This is a genomic window from Streptomyces sp. NPDC054887 (genome assembly GCF_053610585.1).
The window spans coordinates 34,651-55,905 of record NZ_JBSGYQ010000034.1 but is presented as its reverse complement, the minus strand read 5'-3'; the positions used below and the strand labels follow the sequence as shown (position 1 = coordinate 55,905).

Here is a 21,255-nt window from a genome sequence, read left to right as displayed (position 1 = left end):
GCGCGGGGGGTGGTGTGTTCTGGGGGGGGGGTTCCCCCCCGCGGCCCCCCCCCGGCCGAGCGGCGGATCAGGCGACGTGCGCACCGGCCACGTGCCGCCGGTACCACGGCAGCCCCGCGACGAGCCCCGCCGCGAAGCCCGGGCCCGGCTCGATGCCGAGCCGGGCCCAGATGCGGCTGCTCTCGTACCAGTGGTCCTCCGTGAGGAGGGCGTGCTGGTGCGTGGAGAGCGCCGGCAGGACGCGCGCCGCCAGTTCCCGGTGCGCGGCGCGCGGCAGGTCGGACCCGGGGAGCGCCAGGTCGAGCCCGCGGCACACCTGGGTCACCATCGCGCGCAGGGTCACGGGACGCGGATGGTTGACGTGGTACACGGTGCCCCGGTCCTGCGCCCAGTCGCTCCGGGAGAGCGCCGCGACGACCCGGGCCAGATCCCGCACCGCGACGAGCGAACTGCGCGAGCCGCCGCCGTCGGGCCACACCGGCACCTTGCGCAGCAGCCGGTAGAGCAGCGGAACGAACCACTTGTCCCCGGGCCCGTGCACCAGATGGGGCCGCAGCACGACGCCGCCCCGGGAGAGCACCGTCTCCTCCGCCCTGAGCCGCGACGCGCTCGCGGCCGACACCGGCGCGGGAACCAGCTGGTTCTCGGTCACGCCGCGGTGGGGGCCCGTGCCGTAGACGGACGCGGTGGAGACGTACAGGATGCGCGCGGTGCCCGCCGCGTCCGCCTCGCGGGCGATGGCCCGCGTGCCGGTGTCGTTGACCGCGGCGCACAGCGCCGGGTCGGGCCCCACGTAACTGGCGAGGTGGAGAACGGTGCCGACGCCCTCGCAGACGCCCCGCAGCCCGGCCGGATCGGTGAGATCGGCGGGTATCCTCCGCGCACCCGCCGAGATCATCCACTCCGGCAACGGCCGTCGTGCGAGCACCCGCAGTTCGGGTGGGGGCGCGCCGGTCGAGGCGGGTCTCAGCAGTTCGCGCACGACGGCGCCGCCGATGAACCCGGTGCCTCCGAGCACCAGGACCGCACCCGGCTCAGATCGCAAGGACCTTGACCTTGCACGTCGCGACCGTGGCGCCGTTCTGGTCGAAGCGGACGGAGACCGTACGCGGCCCCGCCATCTCGGCCGGTTCGGTGTTCGCGGTCACGAGGCAGGCGCTGTCGAACTCGACGTACTGGTCGAAGGTGGCGTCGCAGGCCACCGCGAGCCCCTCGGGCTCCTGGAGCACCGCGAGGGCCGCCTGGCGCGCCGCCTCCATGAGGACCATGCCGGGCACGTGGTCCACGGGGTGGTCGAAGAGCACGGGGTGGTTCTGGTCGGCGCGCAGTGTCCACACGCGCTCGACACCGGTGGCGCAGATCGTCACGTCGGTGGTCCGCCGCCGTCCCACGAGCTCCGGCGTGACCGCCTCGGGCAGGGGCCGCTGCGGGCTGCCCTCCGCCTTGTCGCCGCGGACCCTGCTGTAGACGGCCGGTGCCATGCATGCCATGGTGACCGCGCCCGTGCCGATGACGTGTCCGTCCCGGCGGCACTCGATCTGCGCCGTGTACGCGCTGACCGTCCTGCCGCGCCGCTTGATGTCGGTGCACCGGACGTCGAGCAGCACGTGGGCGGGGCGTCCGGTGAGCAGGGCGCCCTCCGCCGTCATGTCGTGCGAGACGGTGTGGGACAGGAACTGATAGCCGATGGGCACGTCGTACGCCTGGTGGGAGATGAGCAGCAGGGCCTGGCGTATCGATTCGGCGAGGAGCATGGGGTCGTGCCAGCGGCCGGCGACCGGGCCGTAGTAGCTGTGGCTGCGCGGCCACTGGGCGCCCACTCTGAAGTGGTCCGCGTCGATTCTCTGTATCCCGGTCACCAGGACCTCGGACACAGCCGCCCGGTGCACGAGCGTCCGGGGAACGGTCTGGAGGAAGAGCTCGGGTGCTTCGACCGTGGAGGAGAGATCAGCCTGGTCGAGGAGTGTCGCAACGCGCATCAGGGGCCTCCTGAAGGTGAGTTGAGCAGGACAGAAGTCGAGCTGTGGCACGAGAGGCTTGGTGGGGCGAGGCAAAACAATACTAGCTAGTTGGTTTTTTACGAGAGGTGTGAGCAAAATTGGTGAGCGAGCGGGCGCGGTGCCCCACACGGGGGGCGAGGCGGTGGGGCGCCGGCGGTCGCCGCACAGGATCAGGAGGTTGTTCATGGCCAGGCAGGAACGGGCAGAGGTGACACGGAGCGCCATCATCGACGGCGCGGCGCGGGCCTTCGACCACACGGGCTTCTCCGGTACGAGTCTCAGCGACATCGTCAAGGAGGCCGGCGTCACGAAGGGGGCCCTGTACTTCCACTTCGCCTCGAAGGAAGAACTCGCCCAGGCTGTGATCGACGAGCAGTTCTCCATCTGGGAGACGATGCGGGACATCGAACGCCCGGGTGTCCAGACGGTGATCGACCTGGTCCACGGGATGGCGCGGCAGCTCCAGGAGAGCGTCCGCGTGCGGGCCGGCATCCGGCTGGTGATCGAGCAGAGCAACGTGTCGGGCGTCAGCGCCGAGCCGTACGTGAAGTGGATCGAACTCATCCGCAACTGCCTGTCGCAGGCGCAGGGCCGGGGCGACGTCAGGCCGGAGGTCGACGTCGACCACGCCGCGAACCTGATCGTCGGCTGCTGGACGGGACTCCAGCTCAGTTCCCAAGTGCTCGCCGGCCGCCGCGACCTGAGCGAGCGTACGACCCAGATGTGGCAGATGCTGCTGCCCGGCCTCGTACCGGTACGCCGTCTGGGCCGCTTCGACGTGACGGGCGGCTCGGGCCCCGCGGTGAACGACCACGCCGTCCCCCTGAGCGCGTAACCACCCCGACCGGACCGCGCTTCCCCCCACCCCGCCCACGGAAGCCCGGTCCGGCCGCACACGCGAGCGCCCCCACCACGCGCTACGTTCCGCGCGACCCGCCCGTCCAGGACGCCGAACCAGAGGGAAACCGCTCGCGCGTGACGACACGTCGCCCACCACGACGACGCGGTGCCGCCGCCCTCGCCCCGACCTGCGCCCTGGCAGCAGTCGTACTCTCCGGCTGCACGGGGGACTCCGGCCACCCCAGTGACCCGCCCGTGCCCACCGCGACCGCGACCGCCACCGGCCCGTCCCGGGAAGACCGCGACAAGAAGCTGGCCGCACAGGCCGAGGCCGCTCTGGACACCATCGTCCCCGGTGACCCGGAGTTCCTCGAAAGCGGACTGGAACGTCTCAGCGACGGCATCCACCAGGAGTCACCGCTGACGCCCGGAAGGTCCTACCGGCTGAGCTTCGCCTGCGCCGGCAGCGGCGCTGCCGAGGCGACGGTACGGATCGGGGGAGAAACGACCGTACGAAAGCTGACGTGCGACGGGACCGCCACCCACACGCGCATCCACGACGCACCGGGCAAGATCACAATGGACGTGGACGCCGTCTCCCAGGCATCGGGAATGGTCGCCTGGCGAATCGTCAAGGTCGCCCGGGAGCCACACCCCGCGAAGCAATCGACGGGGCCCTCGCCCCTCCGCGCCGGCGCGCGGCGCGGCTGCGCCGGGCGGCCCCGTGTCCAACGGCAGGCAGAAGACGACGAAGATCGCGACGTCGTGCACGAAGGCGCTGCGGGGCGCTTGGCCCGTGCGCGCCGCACCGGCGGCAACGACAGGGCCCCTCACCCGTTCGTGCTGGTGAGAGGCTGTTTGCGCCCCCGGCAGGACTCGAACCTGCGGCCAAGCGCTTAGAAGGCGCCTGCTCTATCCACTGAGCTACGGGGGCCGGATCATGGCCTCGGCGGGCCGGGCCCCGGGCTGGGCGGGTCCCGGACCTTGCCGGGGACAAGGATAGGGCTCCGATCGCCTTGGGCCGGTTGCTTCACCTGCGTGGCACGATGTGGAGGTTCGGTGAAGCGAACCCGATAATCGCAGGCGAGTGCGAATCGCGCACCGCTTTTGCCGTCTCCCGCCCCGGGTGTTGTGCACTCGTTATGCCTGCGCCCCTCCCGTACCGCCTACCCGCCCGCCGCCAATCGGCGCGCAGATGCACGCAGAGGTGCCTTTAGGCTTCTAAAAGACTCCAAAATTGGGCATTCTTCGCATGTGGTGACCTTGGACGCACGGCCTCAGCTGATCGACGCACTCTCCGCGCTGCGCGACCGTGTCGCCGCCGTGCGCCTCCCGCTCCCCCTGCCGGGGGCCCCGCGCGCCCGGCAGTCACGGATCGAGTTGCTCGCGCAGCTCGACGACTACCTGCTGCCCCGGCTGAAACAACCCGAAGCGCCGGTGCTCGCCGTCATCGGCGGCTCCACCGGCGCCGGCAAGTCCACCCTCGTCAACTCCCTCGTCGGCCGCCGCGTGAGCGAGTCCGGCGTCCTGCGCCCCACGACGCGCACGCCCGTACTGGTCTGCCACCCGGACGACCACCACTGGTTCGCGAACCTCCGCGTACTGCCGCAGCTCACCCGCGTATGGCTGCCCCGCCAGGAGGGCGAGGAGGACGCCGGGCCGGCGGACGGCGAGAAGGGCGGCGGGGACACCCTCAGGGTCGAGACCGTCGGGACGCTGCCACGCGGCCTGGCCCTGCTCGACGCGCCCGACATCGACTCGCTCGTCGCCCGGAACCGGGTGCTCGCCGCCGAACTGATCTGCGCCGCCGACGTCTGGGTCATGGTCACGACCGCCTCCCGGTACGCCGACGCCGTGCCCTGGCACCTGCTGCGTACCGCGAAGGCGTACGACGCCACCCTCGTCACCGTCCTCGACCGGGTTCCGCACCAGGTCATCGGCGAGGTGTCGCGCCAGTACGCCGCGCTGCTCACCAAGGCCGGACTCGGTGACGTGCCCCGCTTCACCATTCCCGAGCTGCCCGAATCGGCTGGCGGCGGAAGCGGACTGCTGCCGTCCACCGCCGTGGAGCCGCTGCGCGCCTGGCTGGCGCACCGGGTGCACGACCCGGCCGCACGCCAGCAGGCCGTCGCCCGCACCGCCACCGGCGTCATCGAGTCGCTGAACGCCCGGATGCCCGAGCTCGCCGGGGCCGTCGCCGCGCAGTACGCCGCCTCCGTGCGGCTGACGGCGGACGTCGAGGAGGCGTACGAGAAGGAGGGCGCGCGGGTGCGCCGCCGGCTCCAGCGCGGCGCGGTCCTGTCCGGCGACGCGCTCACCCGCTGGCGCGGATATCCGCTGGACAGTTCGGCGGGTGAGCTTCTCGACTCGCTCGTCGCGAGCCTGACGGCGCTGCTCCAGTGCGCCGTCGCCGCCGCCGACGAGCACGTGCACGAGGCGTGGCGGCGCGAGCCGGCCGCCGACGCGGTGGCGTTCCGCATCCCCGACCGGGAGGCCGGCGAGCGCATCGGTATGGCCGCACGGCGGTGGCGCCGGGTGCTCGAAGAACTCGCGGAGGAAGAGGTGCGGGACCTCGAACGCCCGCCCGCGCCGGACGCCGAGACCGTCGCCGCCCTGCTGGCCGCCGCGCTGCTGGGCGGCCGCCGCGCCAGAACCGCCGGGGAGCGGCTGGCCGAGCGGATCGGCGCGATCGCCGCGACCCGGCTGCGCGACAAGGGCGGGGACCTGCTCACGACGTACATCGACCGCGTACTCAGCACCGAAAGGGAGCAGCGGCTCGCGCCGCTCGACGCCCTCGGGGTGACCCCGGAGCCGCAGGCAGAGCTCATCGCCGCGCTCTCCCTGCTGCAGAAGGAGAAGTGATCGCAAACGTGACTGCTGTGACTGATGACACGGACGGCGTCGACGGCGTGCGAAGCGTCGGCGGCCCGCACGACGTCGACGCGCCGCACGACCTCGTCGGTCCGACGGATCCCGGTGGCCCGGACAGCCCTCCGCATGACCTGAACGACCTCGGTGCACCGGACGGCCCCGGTGGTCAGCTCCAGGAGCCGGGCGTACGCGCCGACGACCTCGGCGGTACGGGAAGCCACGCCGGCCCACTGGGGGCCGACCTCACCGGCGCGCAGCCCGCCGACGGCACACGAATCGACGCCCCGAGCGCAGCGACCCTGAACGGCACGGGCACCGCCCCCGGAACGGAAGCCGCGCCCGGAACGGACAGCGCCCCCGGCGCGGAAGCCGTCAATGGCACGGGCCCGGCGGCGGAGGGCGGGGTCGAGGTCCGGTGGGACGACGGGCTGATCGCCCGGCGCTCCGCCGAGCGCGCGGCGGCCCGCGGCGAACGCGCCGCCCGGACCCCGCTGCCCGTCCCGCCGTCGTCCGACGACCGCCGGACCTCCGCAGACCCTCGCGACACCGGCGACGACGAGTACGACGGCCTCTCGCCCGGCGGCGCCTACGGCGGCCGGCTGCGCGGGCGCCTCGACGCCCTGCGCGAGCTGGTCGGCCTCTCCCGCACCCGCCTCGACGGCGCCACCCTCGCCGAGGCGGGCCGCGTGCTCGACGAGGCCGCCGCCCGCCAGCGGCTCTCCGCCCGCCACACGGTCGTCGCCGTCGCGGGCGCCACCGGCAGCGGCAAGTCGACGCTGTTCAACACGCTCGCCGGCGTCCAGATCTCCGACACGGGGCTGCGCCGGCCGACCACCTCGGCGCCCATCGCGTGCAGCTGGACCGACGGCGCCGCCGGGCTGCTGGACCGCCTCGGCATCCCCGGGCGGCTGCGCCGCAGGCCGGCCCCGCTCGGCTTCCGCGACGAGGCGCTGAACGGGCTGGTGCTCATCGACCTGCCCGACCACGACTCCGCCGCCACCGCCCACCGCGACCAGGTGGACCGGGTCCTCACGCTGGTGGACGCGGTGATCTGGGTCGTGGACCCCGAGAAGTACGCCGACGCCGTGCTGCACGAGCGCTACCTGCGGCCGCTCGCCGGCCACGCGGAGGTGACCTTCGTGGTGCTCAACCAGGTGGACCGGCTGCCGGGCGAAGCCGCCGACCTGGTCCTCGACGATCTGCGCAGGCTCCTCGACGAGGACGGCATGGCGCTCGGCGAGCACGGCGAACCCGGAGCCACGGTCCTGGCCCTGTCCGCGCTCACCGGTGAGGGCGTGGGCGAACTGCGCGAAACGCTCTGCCAGTTCGTACAGGAACGGGGAGCCGCCGCCCGCCGCCTGTCCGCCGACGTGGACGCCGCCGCGGCCCGGCTGCGCCCCGTCTACGTCGCCGACGGGCGGCGGCCGCCGGAGCTCGGCGAGCGGGCCCGTGTCCAGTTCACCGACCGGCTCGCGGAGGCGGTGGGCGCGGCGGCCGTGGGGGAGGCGGCCGAGCGGGAGTGGCGCAGGAACGCGGGCAAGTCGTGCGGGACGCCGTGGCTGAGGCTCTGGCGCTGGTACGAGCAGAGCCGCGCGCTGGGAGCCGGCCTCGACCCGATCTCCGGCCGGACGCCGACCGAGGGCGAGGAGGAGGAGATCACCGCCCGCCAGCGCGTGGAGCAGGCCGTGCGCACGGTCGCCGACGAGGCCGCCGCCGGCCTCCCCGCCCCCTGGGCGCAGGCGGTACGGGAGTCCGCGGTGCGCGGCGCGGCCGGGCTGCCCGAGGAACTGGACGTACTCGCGGTACGGGCCGGGCTGCCCCGCGGCAGGCCGCCGAAGCCCGCGTGGTGGCCGGCGGCGGTGCTGACCCAGGCTGCCATGACCCTGCTCCAAATCTTCGGCGGCCTGTGGCTGGTGGGCCAGATCGTCGGCGTCCTGGAGCCGCGGTTGCTGCCGCCCGTCCTGGTGATGCTCGCCGGCATCCTCGGTGGCCCGCTGGTCGAGTGGGCGTGCGCGGCGGCGGCCAGGGGACCGGCGCGGCGTTACGGGCAGGACGCCGAGCGGCGGCTGCGTGAGGCGGCGGCCGGCTGCGGCCGGGCGCGGGTGCTGGACCCGGTGTCGGCCGAGCTGATGCGGTACTGGGAGGTGCGGGAGCAGTACGTGGCGGTGACGGGGTTGTCCACAACCGGCCGGTAGCCCACAGGCCCCGGCGGGTCCGCCGCGACCGGTCCAGCATGGAACCAGCCGGTCGCGGAGGGCGCACCGGACGGTGAGGGCAGCGGGGGAGCCGGGATGAGCGAGACGTGGGTGACGCTGGTGGGCAACGCCGCGACGGGGGTGGACCACCGGGACTCGGCGGCGGGCGCGGTGGCGCGCTTCCGGCTTGCCGTGACGGTGCGGTACTGGGACCGCCAGAAGGAGAGCTGGGCCGACGGGCACTCCAGTTTCTACACGGTGTGGGCGCGGCGCTCGCTGGCGACGAACCTGGCCGGGTCGGTGTCCATCGGCGAACCGCTGGTGGTGCACGGGCGGTTGAGGGTGCGGGACGAGGAGAAGGACGGGCGGCGGAGATTCTCCGCCGACATCGAGGCGCTGGCGGTCGGACACGACATGACGCGCGGCACGTCCGCCTTCCGGCGGGTGGTGAGAGGAGACCCGCTGCTGACCCGGCGTCCGGCGACCGAGGCGCGCAACTCGGCGGAACCGCCCAGCGATTTGTCGACAGAACAGGCTCGTCCAGGGGCTGGGCGATAACGATTCCGATTCGGAATGGCTATCTGACGGTATGACAGGGGGCTGTCGATCTCCGCCTCTCTAGGATTTCCGGATACTCACGGGGCACTTGAGTCTGCCGGCGAGGCGCTCCCCCACCGTCGCACCCGAGCGAAAGGGCCTCGCCCGAAGGGGAATTCTGTGTTTTCTGCTTTCTCTGTGTTGTTCGTACGGGGGCGGAGCTCCGCCCGTCCGGCCGCCGCGACCGTGACCGCGGGACTCCTCGCCGCCGGGGCGCTGGCCGTGGCGGGGCCGGCCGCCGCCGAGGAGGCGCCGCAGCACCAGGGCGGTGCGGCGGCCACGCTCGACGGGCTGAAGACCTACGACAAGGCCGTCCTGCGCACGGAGACCGGCGACCAGCAGATCCCCGCCGGGCTGTTCGAGATGACCGTCGACGGCGGCGGCACCCTCAAGACGTACTGCGTCGACGTGCACCGCCCGACGCAGGAGCAGGCGAAGTACCTGGAGACCTCCTGGGACCAGACCTCGCTCGGCTCCAACAAGGACGCCGGCAAGATCCGCTGGATCCTGGAGCACTCGTACCCGCAGGTCAACGACTTGAGCGCGCTGGCCAAGCGGGCAGGCGTCGACTCGCTCACCGAGCAGACGGCCGCCGCCGGCACCCAGGTCGCGATCTGGCGGTACTCCGACCACGTCAAGGTCGACGCGCTCGACCCGAAGGCGGAGAAGCTCGCCGACTTCCTGGAGAAGAACGCGCGCGCCGGCGCGGAACCCAGGGCATCCCTGACGCTGGAGCCCAACGCGGTCTCCGGCAAGGCGGGCGGAAGACTCGGCCCCGTCACCGTGCGCACCAACGCGGAGCGCGTCACCGTGGCCCCGCCCGCCGACGCCGCGAGCGGCGTACGGATCGTCGGCAAGGACGGCAAGCCCGTCACCACCGCCGTCGACGGCGGCCGGCTGTACTTCGACGTGCCCGCCGACGCGGCCGACGGCTCGTCCTCCCTCACCGTCCAGGCCACCACCTCGGTACCGGTCGGCCGGGCCTTCACCGGTACCACGCAGAGCCAGACCCAGATCCTGGCCGGCTCCAGCGAGTCCACCGTCTCCGCCGACGCGACCGCCACCTGGGCGAAGAAGGGCCCCGCCCCGGCGCTCTCCGCCCGGAAGAACTGCGCGAAGGGCGGCGTGGACATCACCGCAGCCAACCGGGGCGACGAGCCGTTCACCTTCGCGCTCATGGACGCCCGGCACACCGTCCCAGCCGGCCGGTCGCTGACCGTCACCGTCCCGGTGCTTGAGGACCAGGCGTACGACTTCACCATCGAGGGCCCCGGCGGCCTGGAGAAGAACTTCCGGGGCATCCTCGACTGCGAGACCTCCGTGGCCACCGGCGCGGGCGCCGACCCCGGCGCCGGCACCCTGGACCAGCCGGGCAACCGGCCGGGCCCCGCGACGGCCGGTGAGGCCCCCGTCGCCGAGGACGGTCTTGACCTGGCCGAGACGGGCAGCTCCGACGCCACGCCCATGATCCTCGGCATCGCGGTCCTCTTCGTCGTCCTCGGCATCGCCGCGGTCGTCTTCGTCCGCAAGAAGCAGCCCGCCTCCGACGACGAATAGCCACCCCCCGGCACCGGCGAAAGCACCGCCGGCCGCCCCGTCGGACCGGCGACGCCCCGGACCGGACCGACCACGACGGCCCCGCCGCGACCTGCCGCGACGGGGCCGTCACCGTACGGCACGCCATACCCGTTTCCGTCCCGGGGTGGACGTCAGGCAAGATGGGGTGTTACTTGCCGAGTTCGGGCACGAAACAGCCCCTCACCAGCGGGTTTCCCGTCGATGAGGGGCCGTGTCAGGCAGCCTGGGCCGTGTCTGGGCCGTCATGAGCGCGACCGGCGGCCCGGTACATGGCGGTGATCGCCTTCCGCGTCCGGGTCTCGCTGCTCGGCATCAGGTGCGTGTAGACGCGGAGCGTGAACCCCGGATCGCTGTGCCCGAGATAGAGGCTCAGCGCCTTGATGTTCTCCCCGGCATCGAGGAGGACCGAGGCGTAGAAGTGCCTCAGAGCGTGCATGCCGTGCTCTCTGGCCGCCGCGTAACGCGCGCCCCTCTCAGGGGCCGGAATGATCCCCGCAGCCGCCAGAGCGGGCTTCCAGGCCCGATCGTTGAAGGCGTTGCTCCACAGGGCGTTGCCCGAGCCGTTCGTGAAGATGAGCCGCTTGGTGACCTTCGGGCCAGTAGGCGTCAGCCAGGGCAGGGTCACATCGGCCGGCGGGAAGCGCTCCATGTGAGCGGTCAGCGCGGCCGACACCTCCGGATCGAGTGGGACATCCCGAAGCTTGCCGCGCTTCGGCGGGGCGAAGACGAGCGTTCCACGCACCTTCTTGACCTGCTGTCGCACGTACACCCAGCCGAGATCACCGATGTTCTCCAGGGCGAGACCGAGGATTTCGCCCTGCCGCAGACCACAGCCAGCACCGACGTCGACGATGGCTTGGTACTGCTCAGGCAGCCCAGCCCGCACGGCAAAGACCTGGGAGGCCGTCCAGGGGTGCACGCGTGTCGGTGCAGCCCGTGGAGCCTTGACCGAGCGGGCCCGGCAGGGATTCGAAGCCAACAGCCGGTCATCCACAGCGGCGTTAAGCACCGAGGAGACCGCTTCGAAGATCAGCCGCCTGTACGACGCCGCAGTCACGGACTGTTCGAGCTGCCCAATCCAGTCGCGGATGTGCTCAGCCTGGAACGACCCGATGGGGCGAGAGCCGAGGTAGGGCAGCGCGTGAAGCCGGAGACGCCCTTCTACCGCAGCCCGGCTGACGAGGTCGGTGGTCAGCGAAGAGAGCCAGCGCTCCGTGTACTCCCGGAACGTGGTTCGGCCCGCGCGAGGGTCGATGTATTGCCCCCGGGCCATGTCAGCTTCGATGTTGGTCAGCCAGGCATCGGCCAAACGCTTCTGCTTGTCGGGGAAGCTCTTGCTCTTCTCCGTGCCGTCCGGGCCGACGTAGCGGGCGCGGTATCGGTGTCCGATGCCGTAGCGGCTGGTCTTGACCTTGACCGGCTTTCCGTCTGATCCGGTCTCGACCTTGAACCAACGGTCTTGCACGTGTCCGGCCATCAGGCAGCCTCCTCCCCGGCATCGACGAGCGAGGAGATCCAGGAGCGTACGTCTTCGGGGTCGTAGCGGAGATGTCGGCCGACTCGGAAGCCGCGGGGGCCAGTGCGCTTGCGCCGCCACTGGTAGACGGTTTCGAGCGGTATGCCGAGGAGGTCGGCGAGGTCGACCGGGGTCAGGTAGCGGTCGGGCAGGAGCCGGGTCATGGTCACCACTCCCTGCCGGGATCGAGGTCTGCGAGGGCTTCACGGGCGGTTTCGCGGTTGAGCTGTAGGTCCCGGGCGATCGAAGCGGCGAGGGCAGACTCCCCGGGGGTGTGACCGTGTCCGGCGTACTGCCAGTCGGCGAGGACGAGCACGGTGTCAGGCTCTCGGTCGTCGAGTCCGAGAGCTTCGCGTTCTTGGGCCGCGCGGTAGTCGGCGCGGACCTGTCGCAGGGCTCCGAGAGTGGTGGAGTAGCGGCGGGACTTGGACGAGAAGTGGCCGCGAAAGCCGAGCATGTGCGCCCAGGCCCAGAGCCGTCGTTCGGGGTAGACCGGGTCAAGGTCCCAGCAGGCCCGGATAAGCCGCTGGGCGTGGTCGGGTACGTCGTGGCGGTCCAGTTCCGCCAGCTCCCCGATACGGCGGTCCAGGGTTCCGGTTGTCTCGGCTGCTTTGGTGGCGTACTTGGCGACGTAGGAGGCAACGGCCTGCTCGGTGATGTCGGCTCCGTCGTCGAAGGCGCGGATGGGGCGAACGTCGAGTTGGGTGCCCCAGCGAAACGGCCGGCACGGCTGCCCGTCGGCGGCGGGCACGGTCACCGTGGTGTACGAGTGGGCGGCGGCAGCGCGTATCGCCTCAGTCAGCAGAGTCACGGAGGCCCACGAGGGCGGGGCACTCTCGGGTCCGTCCGGTCCGTCGAGGCGGATCACGGCGTGGAAGTGGATGGCGCCGCGCTTCTGGAATTCGGCGACTTTGCCGTACGAGACGCGGGCTGCTTCGGTGAGTTCGCGTTGGGTGAGTCCGGCGCGGGCGGCGATCTCGCGGCGGAGGCGGATGGTGAAGCGCTGCCAGAGTTCCCCGGCGTGGTTGTTGAAGAGCACCGTGCCCGCGTAGTCGTACGTTGCCGGGGCGAGGGCCGTGCCGAGGATCGGGTCATCGTCTGGGTGGGTGGTGCCGCAGCGGCAGCGGCCGTTGGAGGGCCGGTTGTGGACGGGGCCGAAGGAGGGGGCGGTGAGGGTGGCGAAGACCCGGGGGTGTTCCCGAACGGCCGCGGGGATGTCCTTGGTGTCGTCTCCGGCGAGTCCGGCGCGGATCAGGTGGTAGGTGTCTCCGGCGTAGGTCCAGGCGCAGGCCGGGCAGCGTGAGGCGCGTCGGTTGCCGCAAGCGACACGCAGCCGTCCGCCGGGCTCGTGCTCGGTCGTGTAGTGGCGGAGGGTCTCGCCTGTGGTCTTGTCCTTGGCGAGGGTCCAGCCGGTGAGGTGGATGGGGTTGGTGCAGCCGCCGGTGCGGCGGATCTGGTCTTGCCAGCGGTCGAAGTCCGAAGACCCGGCCACCCTGAGGATGTCCCCCAAGGTGATCGGGTCCAGACCCGCGAAGGTCGCGGCATGGGTCACGCCAGCACCTCCTGGCGGGCCGTGTGGAAGGCGGTTCCGATCCAGCGGGTGTAGGCGGGCGGGATGGCCTCGGTCAGTTCCTCACGGACCTCGGTCCACGTGATGCCCATGGCCCGCTGCATCTCGGGCACGGTGGCCTTGCCGCCTCCCTGGCCGTAGCCGGCGACGTAGGGACCGTCGAAGAACCGTCCATGCCGCCAGCCCCTGACGCGGCCTTCGTGCTTGACGTGCAAGGGGCGCGTGGCGACGGCCCAGTGGCCCAGTTCGAAGTTGCGGTGTCGCAGCACGCCGAGGCCGAACATGGCGCCGCACAGCGTGACGTCCTTGCGGATGGCGGCCCGGCCGTTGGGCTGCTCAATGACGTACGGAAGGCCGGTGCGGTCAAGGAGTTCGCGGGTCAGAGCGACGAGGTCGACGTGGTCGTTGCCCCACCCCTGGGAGTGGTTGGTGCCGACGGTAAGGGTGCAGCCGGCCTGGCAGGGAGGGGATGCGTGAGCGAGGGTGTAGCGCTCGATGTCGCCGGACGTGGTCAGAGCGGCGAGCCGCTCCAGCGCGTCGCCCCGATAGATCGGAAACGGGTAGTTCGGACGGGGGGTGATATCGACGCCATCGACCTCGAACCCGGCCTGGTGGTAGCCCATCGCGGCACCACCGGAGCAGCAGAACAGGTCCAGAACGCGTGGGGTGGTGTCAGACACGGACAGTCCCCCGCATCGAGGCCGAGCGGGTGCCGGTGCCGTGGCAGGCAGGGCAGTGCGCGGTGATGGTGCGCCGGTGGCCGTTGCGGTCGCGTCCGCCGAGGGTGATGGCGGCGGAGGCGAACCCGTCGCAGTCCGGGCAGATGCGGGCCGTGGTGGTCGGGCGGTGGGCCATGATGGGTGGTTCCTTCCGGATCAGTGGTTCGGGCAGGGGCACGGCTCCCGGGGCGGACGAAACTTGGCGGTAGAGGCCGCCCCGGGGGCCGGTCAGCGGTGCAGGTGGCTGGAGTGCAGGAGCGAGCGCAGGACGACGGCGCACACCGCGACGGACACGCCGGTGACGGCGACCGCGAGGAGCATGGAGACCAAGACCGCGCCGACGACGAGCACGGCCGTGACGCCACCGCCGACGAGGGCGACCAGCGCGCCGGGGGTGAGCTGCACCGCCGGCGCCTGCCGGGTGGGCACCGGGGCCGGGGTGGGAACCTGGTGCACCGGGGCCGGGGCGGCGGGCAGCGTGGTCGCGGTGTAGGTGTCGGGGGCCGGGTACTTGGGCTTGAACATCGGTGGTGCTCCTTTCAGGCGGGTTACTTGATGGCGGTGTCGATGACGGGGGCGAGCAGGCTGTCGGCGAGGAGGTAGCCGCCGAGCAGGAGCACGACCACGAGCCATGCGGGCGGGCGGATGAGCTTGATGCCGAGGTAGCCAACGGCGATCAGGGCGATCCAGAGCGGGACGTCCATCAGCGGACCTGGCAGCGGTGGGTGCGGGCGGCGAGCTGGGCGGCGGACTGGCTGGAGAAGTCGGCGGACCAGCCGCAGCGGTCGGAGGTGCAGACGGCGGCGTGCTTGGTGCGGCCGTGGCGGTCGCGGTGGGTGCCGATCTGCACCGGTCCGATCCGCATCACGGAGTGGAAGAAGTCGCGGGCAGGCATGATCCAATCTCCTTGTCAGGCGAGTTGGGCGGCGATGGCATCAGCCATCGGGGCGGGGACACCGAGGCGGGCGCGCAGGGTGTCGGGGTCGATCTCGGAGCCGGTTCGGGTGCGGTGGTCGTCGGCGACCTTGCGGGCGTGCTCCACCAGCGCGGGCGGCACGGAAGGAACGGCGACCGGTCCGGGTGCGGGCAGTGCCGGAGCCGGTTCCGGGGCTGGACGCTGATCGCGTTCGACCAGCTCGGGACCGAGGTCGTCAGCCGTTGCCGATTCGGCCGGCACGGCCGGGGCCGGGGCGGGTGTGTGGGCCAGGAGGGTGCCGCCGAGGAAGGCGAGGGCGGGCCATCCCGCGACGCTGAAGCGCAGCCAGGCCGGGGGGTTGGCGAGGTCGAGGAATCCGGCGGTGGCGACGTTCGCGCCGAGCGAGGCGACCAGGGCGATCAGGAACCAGCACCACGCCAGACGGGACCGGCCGCCACCGCGAAGCCGTCGCCATGCTGCGACCAAGAGCAGGTCCACCGAGATGGGGTAGGCCCATGCCTTCCAGCCGGTCTGTCCTGCGGCGGCGGCGAGATCGTGCAGGTGGGCGAAGGACAGGGCCCCGGCAATGACGGCCTGTACGAGTACGGCGTCCGGGCGAATCGTGCGGGTCATGGTCTTCACCTCCTTCACTGGGTTGGGAGCCGGGAGGGGCGGGGCGCGTAGGTCCGGCCGCCCGTCCCGGCGGTGATCAGTTGGTGAGGGCGTGGCCGGTGCCGAAGCAGGCCAGGCACAGGGCGGACTGCCGGTCCTCGGTGTCGCGGTGCTTGCGGGCGGAGCCGACGCGGACGGTTTCGGTGATCTCGCCGGTGCCCTTGCAGTCCGTGCACTTCTTCGCCGGGCGCTTGCGGGCGGCGGTGGGCTTGCGTGCGGTCATGGGTGGTGCTCCTTCCGGGATGAGGCATGGAGCGGGTAGGGACCTGGCGTGATGCGGTCACGCCGACCGATGGAGCAGGGGATGGTCAGGCCGTGGCCGGGGCCGTCTCGATGGCCGGGGCGGGGGCCGGGTCCAGGTGCGGGAGCACGGGCCTGAAGGCGGCGAGTTCGGGCACGTCCGGGGTGCGGTCGGCGTGCCGGTTGCAGGCGTTGACGGCCTGGCGCAGCGTGGTGTGTGGTGCGCGGATGCGGGCCCAGCCGCCGGTGGAGTCGCCGGTGACGGCGAGGCCGGGTGCGTCGGTGGGGATCTGGATCGCGGCGAGTACGGCGTCCGGGGAGATGTCGCCGAAGGCCATGTCGGCGGAGGTCTCGTCGTTGACGCGGTGGGCGGTGCGGTCGGTGAGCTGGGCGCGGAGCATGGTGATGCCCTTGCCGAGTTCGGAGCCGAAGCGCTGTCCGCAGATCTCCAGATAGATGCCGGCCGCACGTCCGAGCTGGGCGAGGCGGACCAGGGAGGTGATGATCCGGTCCCGGCGCTTCTCCTCCTCTTTGGAGGCGAACAGAGCCAGCTCGGCGACCTCATCGACGAGGACGACGATCGGGGTGGGGCGCAGGTGGTCGGGAAGGTCCCAGATACCGGCGGCGATCTCCGCGTCCGGCACGTCCGAGGTGATGCGCTGTTCGGCCCGTATGAGTTGGTAGACGCTCTCCATGCGAGTCACCAGGGCATCGAGGACTTCGGCGGCGGTGTCGGGGTTGTCGGCGAGTGCGGAGAACCGGCGGGCCAGCGGGAACAGCTCCACACCCTGCTTGCAGTCGACGCCGACCAGGGCGACGTCCTGCGCGGCCAGTTCGGCCACTAGGTTGCGTTGGTACACCGACTTGCCCGACATGGTGGCGCCCAGGGTCAGGGCGTGTGGCATCTGGCGGTAGTCGCGGTAGTGCACGGACCCGTCCTCGCGCAGCGCCACCGGGACCCGCATCGGGGCACGGTCGACCTTGGCGGGCATCTGCACCCGCTTGAGGACGTCGTAGCCGGTCATCCGCAACTCCACGATGCCGGAGCGCAGTTCGCGGGAGGTGACGCCGTACATGGTGAACGAGTGGCGTAGCCGGTCCGTGGCCGCAGCCACATCGAACGCGTCCTGACCGGGGCGGAGTTTGATCCGCAGTACGAGGCCGGTGCGGGTGGGGCGAAGCCGCAGGATCTGCGGCGGGCGGCTTTCGGGTGCCGGGCGGTTGGTTGCCCGGGCCAGGTGGAGACGCCAGCGTGAGGGCGGGACAGTGAGCCCGCAGGCGTCCATGACCGAGGTGTAGCGGACCAGGACCCGCAGCGCGGCGAAGGTGACCCCGAAGGTCAGCCAGTACCAGGCCGGGCGCTGCCACCGCAGGAGACCCGCAGCGACGGCGACCAGCAGCAGTAACGCGGTCAGCCACGACATGATCAAGCAGCCTTCGGCTTCGAAGCGCCCTCAGCCAGCGAGGTCACCGCGACGGCGCGGAAGCTGATCCCGTGCCGCTTCTGGCCGCCGAACTCGTTCTCCCACGGCCGGGCGGTCAGGCCAGTCAGCGCGACCGGAGTACCCATGACCAGCTCACCGGTGATGCCGGGCTGAGGAACCGTGACGGTCAGCACCTCCGCCTCACCGTTCGCGGCGAACAGCACGCCCACCGTCATCAACTGGGCGCCGGTCTCGACGTCCATCGCGAGTTCACCGGTACGGCGGTCTTTGACCTTGGGCTGCGGAGGCTGGGCCACCATCACCATGGCGGCGGAAGTGTCGACAGGAATCTGACGCATGATGGAACTCCCTTTCAGGGGGGCGGGAGCGGCGTACTTGCTTGGCGGTGGGTCGCCGCTCCTGTGCATTGGCGTTTGGCCGGGAGGTAAGACACCTTCCGACGTCCAGTTCTCAACTGGTGCGCACCAACAGGTTGCATCTGGTGCGCACCAGAAGTCAAGCGATACCGCGATCCGGCTTCTGAACTCGCCTTCCTGCGACGCTTCTAGAGAACCGCGCGCCTCAACAGCCCGGTAGACAACAAGGGTTAACGCCAAGCGGGTTAACCCCTGCCGACCTGCGTCTATGTGAGGCATGCTGCTGTTACAGCTGAGGACTCACATGCAGGGGCGGTGCACGTGGCCAATGGACTCCGAACAGCACGGAACGCGCGCGAGTGGTCGCAAGAGCGGCTGATCCGCGAGATCGAACAGCATGCTCGGCAACACATGCTCACCATCGCGTCAACGGCGAGCCTTCGCGTCTACGTGTCGGAGTGGGAGAACGGTAGACGCCCGATCAGCGAGCGGTACGCGAAGATCCTTCGGGTACTGCTCGGCGTCACTAACGACGAGCTGCAAGGCACCCACTCCGCCCCAGCACCAATGCCCGAAGCGGACGGGTACGACGAACTGGTACGTCGGATAGACGCGTCGCGCAGCGTCAGCCTGACCATGGTGAAGACGTTCATGGAGCAGACCGAACTTCTGCGGACCTTCGACCGTCAGATGGGTGCAGCGAGTCTCGTCGACCAGATGACTGGCCACCTCGCGAAGCTGGAAGACGCACTGACCTTCGCAGTGCTCCCCGAGACCCGTCGCCCTGTCGCTCTCGCACTGGCCGGAGCTGCGACCTTGGCTGCATGGCAGGCTCTCGATGTAGGAGCTGTCGAACGGGCATGGCGTCACTACGAGTTAGGCAAGCGAGCGGCGAAGGAAGCCGACGAGCCTATGTACCTCGCGCACGCAACGGCCGAGCAGGCGTACGTTCTATGCGACGCCGGACGCCCCGCCATCGCGGTCGAGCTAGTGCGTGATGCTCAAAGGGCCGGCGGAAAGCTGATGTCCCCGCGGCTGCAAGCATGGCTGTACGCGGCGGAAGCCGAGATCTGTGCTAGGGCTGGGCTGTCCGACGACTGCCGCCGTGCTCTCGACAACGCCGTGCGGCACCTGCCTGACGGCGACGAGGTCCGGGACCCCGACATGTTGAGCATCTTCCTCAACCATGGGCATCTCAGCCGGTGGCGCGGCAATGCGCTCGCTCTCCTCGGAGAAGATGAAGCTGTGGACAGCCTGTATGCAGCGCTGGACAGCGTGGACCCGACATTTATCCGGGCTACGGCAGGACTCCGATGCGACCTTGCGCAAGCCCACCTTGCTCGCGGCGAGTACGACCAGGCCCACGATCACCTCCGGCAGGCGCGTCTGTTGGCGAACCGAACTGGATCAGTGCGTCAGCGTCGTCGCATCGAGCAACTCACGCAGCGGCTGTAGGTGACTTCCCGGCAGCGCAAGAGGCGAGAACGTGAAGGAGCGCAACCAGCGTTCCGGAGCCCATCAATTCGCCTCGCGCCATGAGTCCGGGGATGTCCCCCAGCGGCACCCAGGCGACATGCCCGGCCTCTTCGAGGTCCGTAGGTTCGCCGATGTGCTTGGCGCCACGGCCTACGTAGATCTCGTGCGGTGAGTCGACCATGCCGACCATGGGCTGATAGGTGACCACGTGCTTCAGGTCATCCGGGCGCCAGCCGGTCTCTTCCTCCACCTCACGAAGAGCGGCCGCTGCGGGGTCCTCGTCCGCATCCACGATGCCGCCCGGCAGCTCCCAGCCGAAGGAGTCGGGCACGAAGCGGTATCGCCACAGCATGAGTACGCGGTCCTGGTCGTCGAGAACTGCGGCGATCGCGACGTGGTGAAGCCGCACCACGTGATGCTCGAACCGTTCCACGCCGGGCGGCTCGACATCGACCAGCCCAAGCTTCACCCAGCGGTTGTCATAGAGCGTTCGCTCACCATGGATCTGCCACGGCTCGAGATCGGCCGGCGGCTTCACCAAGGCAGGCCGCGCAGGCACCCGGTACGCGCTACGGGCGTTCGACTCGATCAACCTCTCGGCGACGAGCTTCGCCATCACCACTCGGAGCTGGGTGCGCCCGATGCTCAGTTCTTCAGACAGCGTGCGCTCAGAGGGCAACTTGTCACCGGGCGCGTACTTCCCGGACATGATCCGATCCCGAATCGTGTCGTATACCCGCTCCGACTTCGGTCCCATCCCCCGCGCACGCTCCCTGCTGTCTTTGTGTCGGCCGACACAAGCCTAGCGGCCGAGCCTGACAACCGACAGGGACGATCAACGAGCTGCGCGGTAAGAGTTTCCCTACTTCATCAAGACCCCGCGCACGGCGCGGGGCGCGCCGCTCTTCGGCGCGGTCCGCCGCCCTGTCTTCGCCAGCGGCGGACCGCGCCAAGCGGCGCGCTGCGTGCTCGGGGGGATGGGTAGGGAACCCCTCTGTGGCTGGGGCGGTCGGCTCCACGGCTTTAGGCAGCCACTTTGGGGCGAGCCTCTAAGATCATGGCCCCGATTCGGGCTGTTGCGGGCAGGCTAGGTGCTGCCCGAATCGCGGCCAGCGTAAGGGGCCATGATCACTCGCCCCAAAGCAGCTCCAGCCCAAAGCCGCTCCACCGACCTAGTGGCCCACGGCGCGAGTCGAGTTCGCCGCTGCGCTCAACAGCAGGAGCATCCAGGCTTGCAGCCGCAGGCGTCCGGCTCGGCGGCGAGTGCCGGTGTGGCGGTGGGAGGCGTTGCGCAGCAGCCCTTGCCCTGCCAGGCGTCGCGGCCTTCCTTGAGGGCGATTGCGGCGATGACGAGGGCGGCGATGGGGTCGGCCCAGGTCCAGCCGAAGAGGCTGTTGGCGAGCAGGCCGACGAGCAGAACGGCCGAGAGGTACGTACACAGCAGGGTCTGCTTTGAGTCCGCGACGGCGGAGGCAGAGCCCAGTTCGCGTCCGGCCTTGCGCTGTGCGGCGGACAGGAACGGCATGACCAGCAGGGAGAGCGCGGCGATCACGATGCCGGGGGTGGAGTGCTCAGCTTCGCCGGTGCCGGTCAGAGCGCGGATCGAGTCGGTCGTGACGTAGGCGGCGAGAGCGAAGAAGGAGACCGCGATGATCCGCAGAGTGGTCTTCTCGCGGGCTTCACGGACGGTGTGGTCGGTCGCGGAGAACTGCCAGGCGACGGCGGCGGCGGAGGACACCTCGATGATTGAGTCGAGGCCGAAGCCGATCAGCGCGGTGGAGGAAGCCAGGGTGCCGGCCGTGATGGCGACGACCGCTTCGATCACGTTGTAGGTGATCGTCACTGCGACCAGCAGCCGTATTCGCTTCGCCAGCACGTCGCGACGAGCCGGGGAGGGGCTCAGGGATATGGCAGTCATCTCAGCAGCAGCCCTTTATCTCGGCGTCCGGGCAGGTGCGGTCGGTCTCCACCGCGACGACTGCGGTGCGCAGGTCGTCCAGAGCGTGACCCAGGCGTTCGTCGGCGAGCTGGTAGCGGGTGCGTCGGCCTTCGGGGACGGTGACGACCAGGCCGCAGTCCCGCAGGCACGTCAGGTGGTTCGACAGACGGGTGCGGGAAATGCCGAGGGTGTCGGCGAGCTCGGACGGGTAAGCGGGAGCCTCGCGCAGAGCCAGCAGGAGGCGGCAGCGGATCGGGTCGGCGAGCGCGCGGCCGAAGCGGGCCAGCACCTCGATGTCGGAAGCAACAGTCAGCACACCGCGAAA

At 70.9% G+C, this 21,255-nt stretch carries 23 protein-coding genes and 1 tRNA gene; 6 read left to right on the top strand and 18 right to left on the bottom strand.

The annotated features are described in order from the left end of the window. Window positions 1-67: 67 nt before the first annotated feature. On the bottom strand, window positions 68-1,045 hold the full coding sequence (locus ACWGH0_RS20370) for an NAD-dependent epimerase/dehydratase family protein (RefSeq protein ID WP_453405572.1): 978 nt from the start codon (window positions 1,043-1,045) through the stop codon (window positions 68-70). After that, on the bottom strand, window positions 1,035-1,979 hold the full coding sequence (locus tag ACWGH0_RS20365; protein WP_453405571.1) for a ScbA/BarX family gamma-butyrolactone biosynthesis protein: 945 nt from the start codon (window positions 1,977-1,979) through the stop codon (window positions 1,035-1,037). The genes ACWGH0_RS20370 and ACWGH0_RS20365 overlap by 11 nt, the downstream gene beginning before the upstream one ends. A 205-nt stretch (window positions 1,980-2,184) precedes the next feature. Between ACWGH0_RS20365 and ACWGH0_RS20360 the strand changes: the two genes are divergently transcribed. After that, a complete protein-coding gene (locus tag ACWGH0_RS20360) occupies window positions 2,185-2,835 on the top strand; it encodes a ScbR family autoregulator-binding transcription factor (RefSeq protein WP_453405570.1) in 651 nt (216 codons plus the stop codon). A gap of 866 nt (window positions 2,836-3,701) precedes the next feature. On the opposite strand, the gene ACWGH0_RS20355 is transcribed toward ACWGH0_RS20360, so the two are convergent. Further along, a tRNA-Arg gene (locus ACWGH0_RS20355) sits at window positions 3,702-3,774 on the bottom strand. Window positions 3,775-4,103: 329 nt separating this feature from the next. Between ACWGH0_RS20355 and ACWGH0_RS20350 the strand changes: the two genes are divergently transcribed. The 4 genes from ACWGH0_RS20350 (at window position 4,104) to ACWGH0_RS20335 (ending at window position 10,060) form a co-directional block, all read left to right on the top strand. Then, a complete protein-coding gene (locus ACWGH0_RS20350; protein WP_453405569.1) occupies window positions 4,104-5,702 on the top strand; it encodes a dynamin family protein in 1,599 nt (532 codons plus the stop codon). Window positions 5,703-6,010: 308 nt separating this feature from the next. After that, window positions 6,011-7,906, top strand: coding sequence for a GTPase (locus tag ACWGH0_RS20345; protein ID WP_453405590.1), 1,896 nt, complete (start codon window positions 6,011-6,013; stop codon window positions 7,904-7,906). A gap of 96 nt (window positions 7,907-8,002) precedes the next feature. Next, window positions 8,003-8,464: a single-stranded DNA-binding protein gene (locus ACWGH0_RS20340; protein ID WP_453405568.1), complete on the top strand. Its 462-nt coding sequence runs from the start codon at window positions 8,003-8,005 to the stop codon at window positions 8,462-8,464. 177 nt (window positions 8,465-8,641) lie between these two features. Then, window positions 8,642-10,060 (top strand): Cys-Gln thioester bond-forming surface protein, encoded by a 1,419-nt coding sequence (locus tag ACWGH0_RS20335; RefSeq protein ID WP_453405567.1) that lies wholly within the window; start codon window positions 8,642-8,644, stop codon window positions 10,058-10,060. A gap of 235 nt (window positions 10,061-10,295) precedes the next feature. Here ACWGH0_RS20335 and ACWGH0_RS20330 read toward each other — a convergent pair whose 3' ends face one another. The 12 genes from ACWGH0_RS20330 to ACWGH0_RS20275 form a co-directional block, all read right to left on the bottom strand. After that, entirely contained in the window at window positions 10,296-11,558 is a 1,263-nt protein-coding gene (locus ACWGH0_RS20330) for a tyrosine-type recombinase/integrase (protein ID WP_453405566.1), read from the bottom strand. Then, the gene (locus ACWGH0_RS20325; protein ID WP_453405565.1) at window positions 11,558-11,761 is read right to left on the bottom strand and encodes a helix-turn-helix transcriptional regulator; all 204 of its coding nucleotides are present in this window, start codon (window positions 11,759-11,761) and stop codon (window positions 11,558-11,560) included. Before ACWGH0_RS20325 ends, ACWGH0_RS20330 begins: the two co-directional genes overlap by 1 nt. A 2-nt stretch (window positions 11,762-11,763) precedes the next feature. Continuing rightward, window positions 11,764-13,149, bottom strand: coding sequence for a replication initiator protein RepSA (repSA, locus tag ACWGH0_RS20320; RefSeq protein ID WP_453405564.1), 1,386 nt, complete (start codon window positions 13,147-13,149; stop codon window positions 11,764-11,766). Then, window positions 13,146-13,790 carry a DNA methylase gene (locus ACWGH0_RS20315; protein ID WP_453405589.1) on the bottom strand — a complete coding sequence of 215 codons (645 nt, stop codon included), beginning with the start codon at window positions 13,788-13,790 and terminating at the stop codon, window positions 13,146-13,148. The genes repSA and ACWGH0_RS20315 overlap by 4 nt, the downstream gene beginning before the upstream one ends. Before the next feature lie 49 nt (window positions 13,791-13,839). Then, on the bottom strand, window positions 13,840-14,022 hold the full coding sequence (locus ACWGH0_RS20310; protein ID WP_453405563.1) for a hypothetical protein: 183 nt from the start codon (window positions 14,020-14,022) through the stop codon (window positions 13,840-13,842). A gap of 92 nt (window positions 14,023-14,114) precedes the next feature. Continuing rightward, on the bottom strand, window positions 14,115-14,411 hold the full coding sequence (locus ACWGH0_RS20305) for a hypothetical protein (RefSeq protein WP_453405562.1): 297 nt from the start codon (window positions 14,409-14,411) through the stop codon (window positions 14,115-14,117). A 23-nt stretch (window positions 14,412-14,434) separates the two neighbouring features. Continuing rightward, on the bottom strand, window positions 14,435-14,590 hold the full coding sequence (locus tag ACWGH0_RS20300; protein ID WP_453405561.1) for a hypothetical protein: 156 nt from the start codon (window positions 14,588-14,590) through the stop codon (window positions 14,435-14,437). Further along, on the bottom strand, window positions 14,590-14,781 hold the full coding sequence (locus ACWGH0_RS20295) for a mobile element transfer protein (protein WP_069926728.1): 192 nt from the start codon (window positions 14,779-14,781) through the stop codon (window positions 14,590-14,592). Before ACWGH0_RS20295 ends, ACWGH0_RS20300 begins: the two co-directional genes overlap by 1 nt. 15 nt (window positions 14,782-14,796) lie before the next feature. Next, entirely contained in the window at window positions 14,797-15,435 is a 639-nt protein-coding gene (locus ACWGH0_RS20290; protein WP_453405560.1) for a DUF2637 domain-containing protein, read from the bottom strand. Window positions 15,436-15,511: 76 nt separating this feature from the next. Then, window positions 15,512-15,697 carry a hypothetical protein gene (locus tag ACWGH0_RS20285; RefSeq protein ID WP_453405559.1) on the bottom strand — a complete coding sequence of 62 codons (186 nt, stop codon included), beginning with the start codon at window positions 15,695-15,697 and terminating at the stop codon, window positions 15,512-15,514. 85 nt (window positions 15,698-15,782) lie between these two features. Then, window positions 15,783-17,138, bottom strand: coding sequence for an FtsK/SpoIIIE domain-containing protein (locus tag ACWGH0_RS20280; protein WP_453405558.1), 1,356 nt, complete (start codon window positions 17,136-17,138; stop codon window positions 15,783-15,785). A gap of 2 nt (window positions 17,139-17,140) precedes the next feature. Then, on the bottom strand, window positions 17,141-17,497 hold the full coding sequence (locus tag ACWGH0_RS20275) for an SCO3933 family regulatory protein (protein WP_453405557.1): 357 nt from the start codon (window positions 17,495-17,497) through the stop codon (window positions 17,141-17,143). 339 nt (window positions 17,498-17,836) lie between these two features. On the opposite strand from ACWGH0_RS20275, the gene ACWGH0_RS20270 reads away from it, so the two are divergent. Continuing rightward, window positions 17,837-18,970 (top strand): XRE family transcriptional regulator, encoded by a 1,134-nt coding sequence (locus ACWGH0_RS20270; protein WP_453405556.1) that lies wholly within the window; start codon window positions 17,837-17,839, stop codon window positions 18,968-18,970. Here the strand turns inward: ACWGH0_RS20270 and ACWGH0_RS20265 are convergent. The 3 genes from ACWGH0_RS20265 to ACWGH0_RS20255 all read right to left on the bottom strand — a co-directional run bounded on the left by ACWGH0_RS20265 (window position 18,954) and on the right by ACWGH0_RS20255 (window position 21,246). Beyond that, a complete protein-coding gene (locus tag ACWGH0_RS20265; RefSeq protein WP_453405555.1) occupies window positions 18,954-19,748 on the bottom strand; it encodes an NUDIX domain-containing protein in 795 nt (264 codons plus the stop codon). The two genes, ACWGH0_RS20270 and ACWGH0_RS20265, sit on opposite strands and share 17 nt — an antisense overlap. A gap of 453 nt (window positions 19,749-20,201) precedes the next feature. Then, entirely contained in the window at window positions 20,202-20,909 is a 708-nt protein-coding gene (locus ACWGH0_RS20260) for a cation transporter (RefSeq protein WP_453405554.1), read from the bottom strand. A 1-nt stretch (window position 20,910) separates the two neighbouring features. Beyond that, window positions 20,911-21,246 carry an ArsR/SmtB family transcription factor gene (locus ACWGH0_RS20255; protein WP_453405553.1) on the bottom strand — a complete coding sequence of 112 codons (336 nt, stop codon included), beginning with the start codon at window positions 21,244-21,246 and terminating at the stop codon, window positions 20,911-20,913. Between the last annotated feature and the right edge of the window lie 9 nt (window positions 21,247-21,255).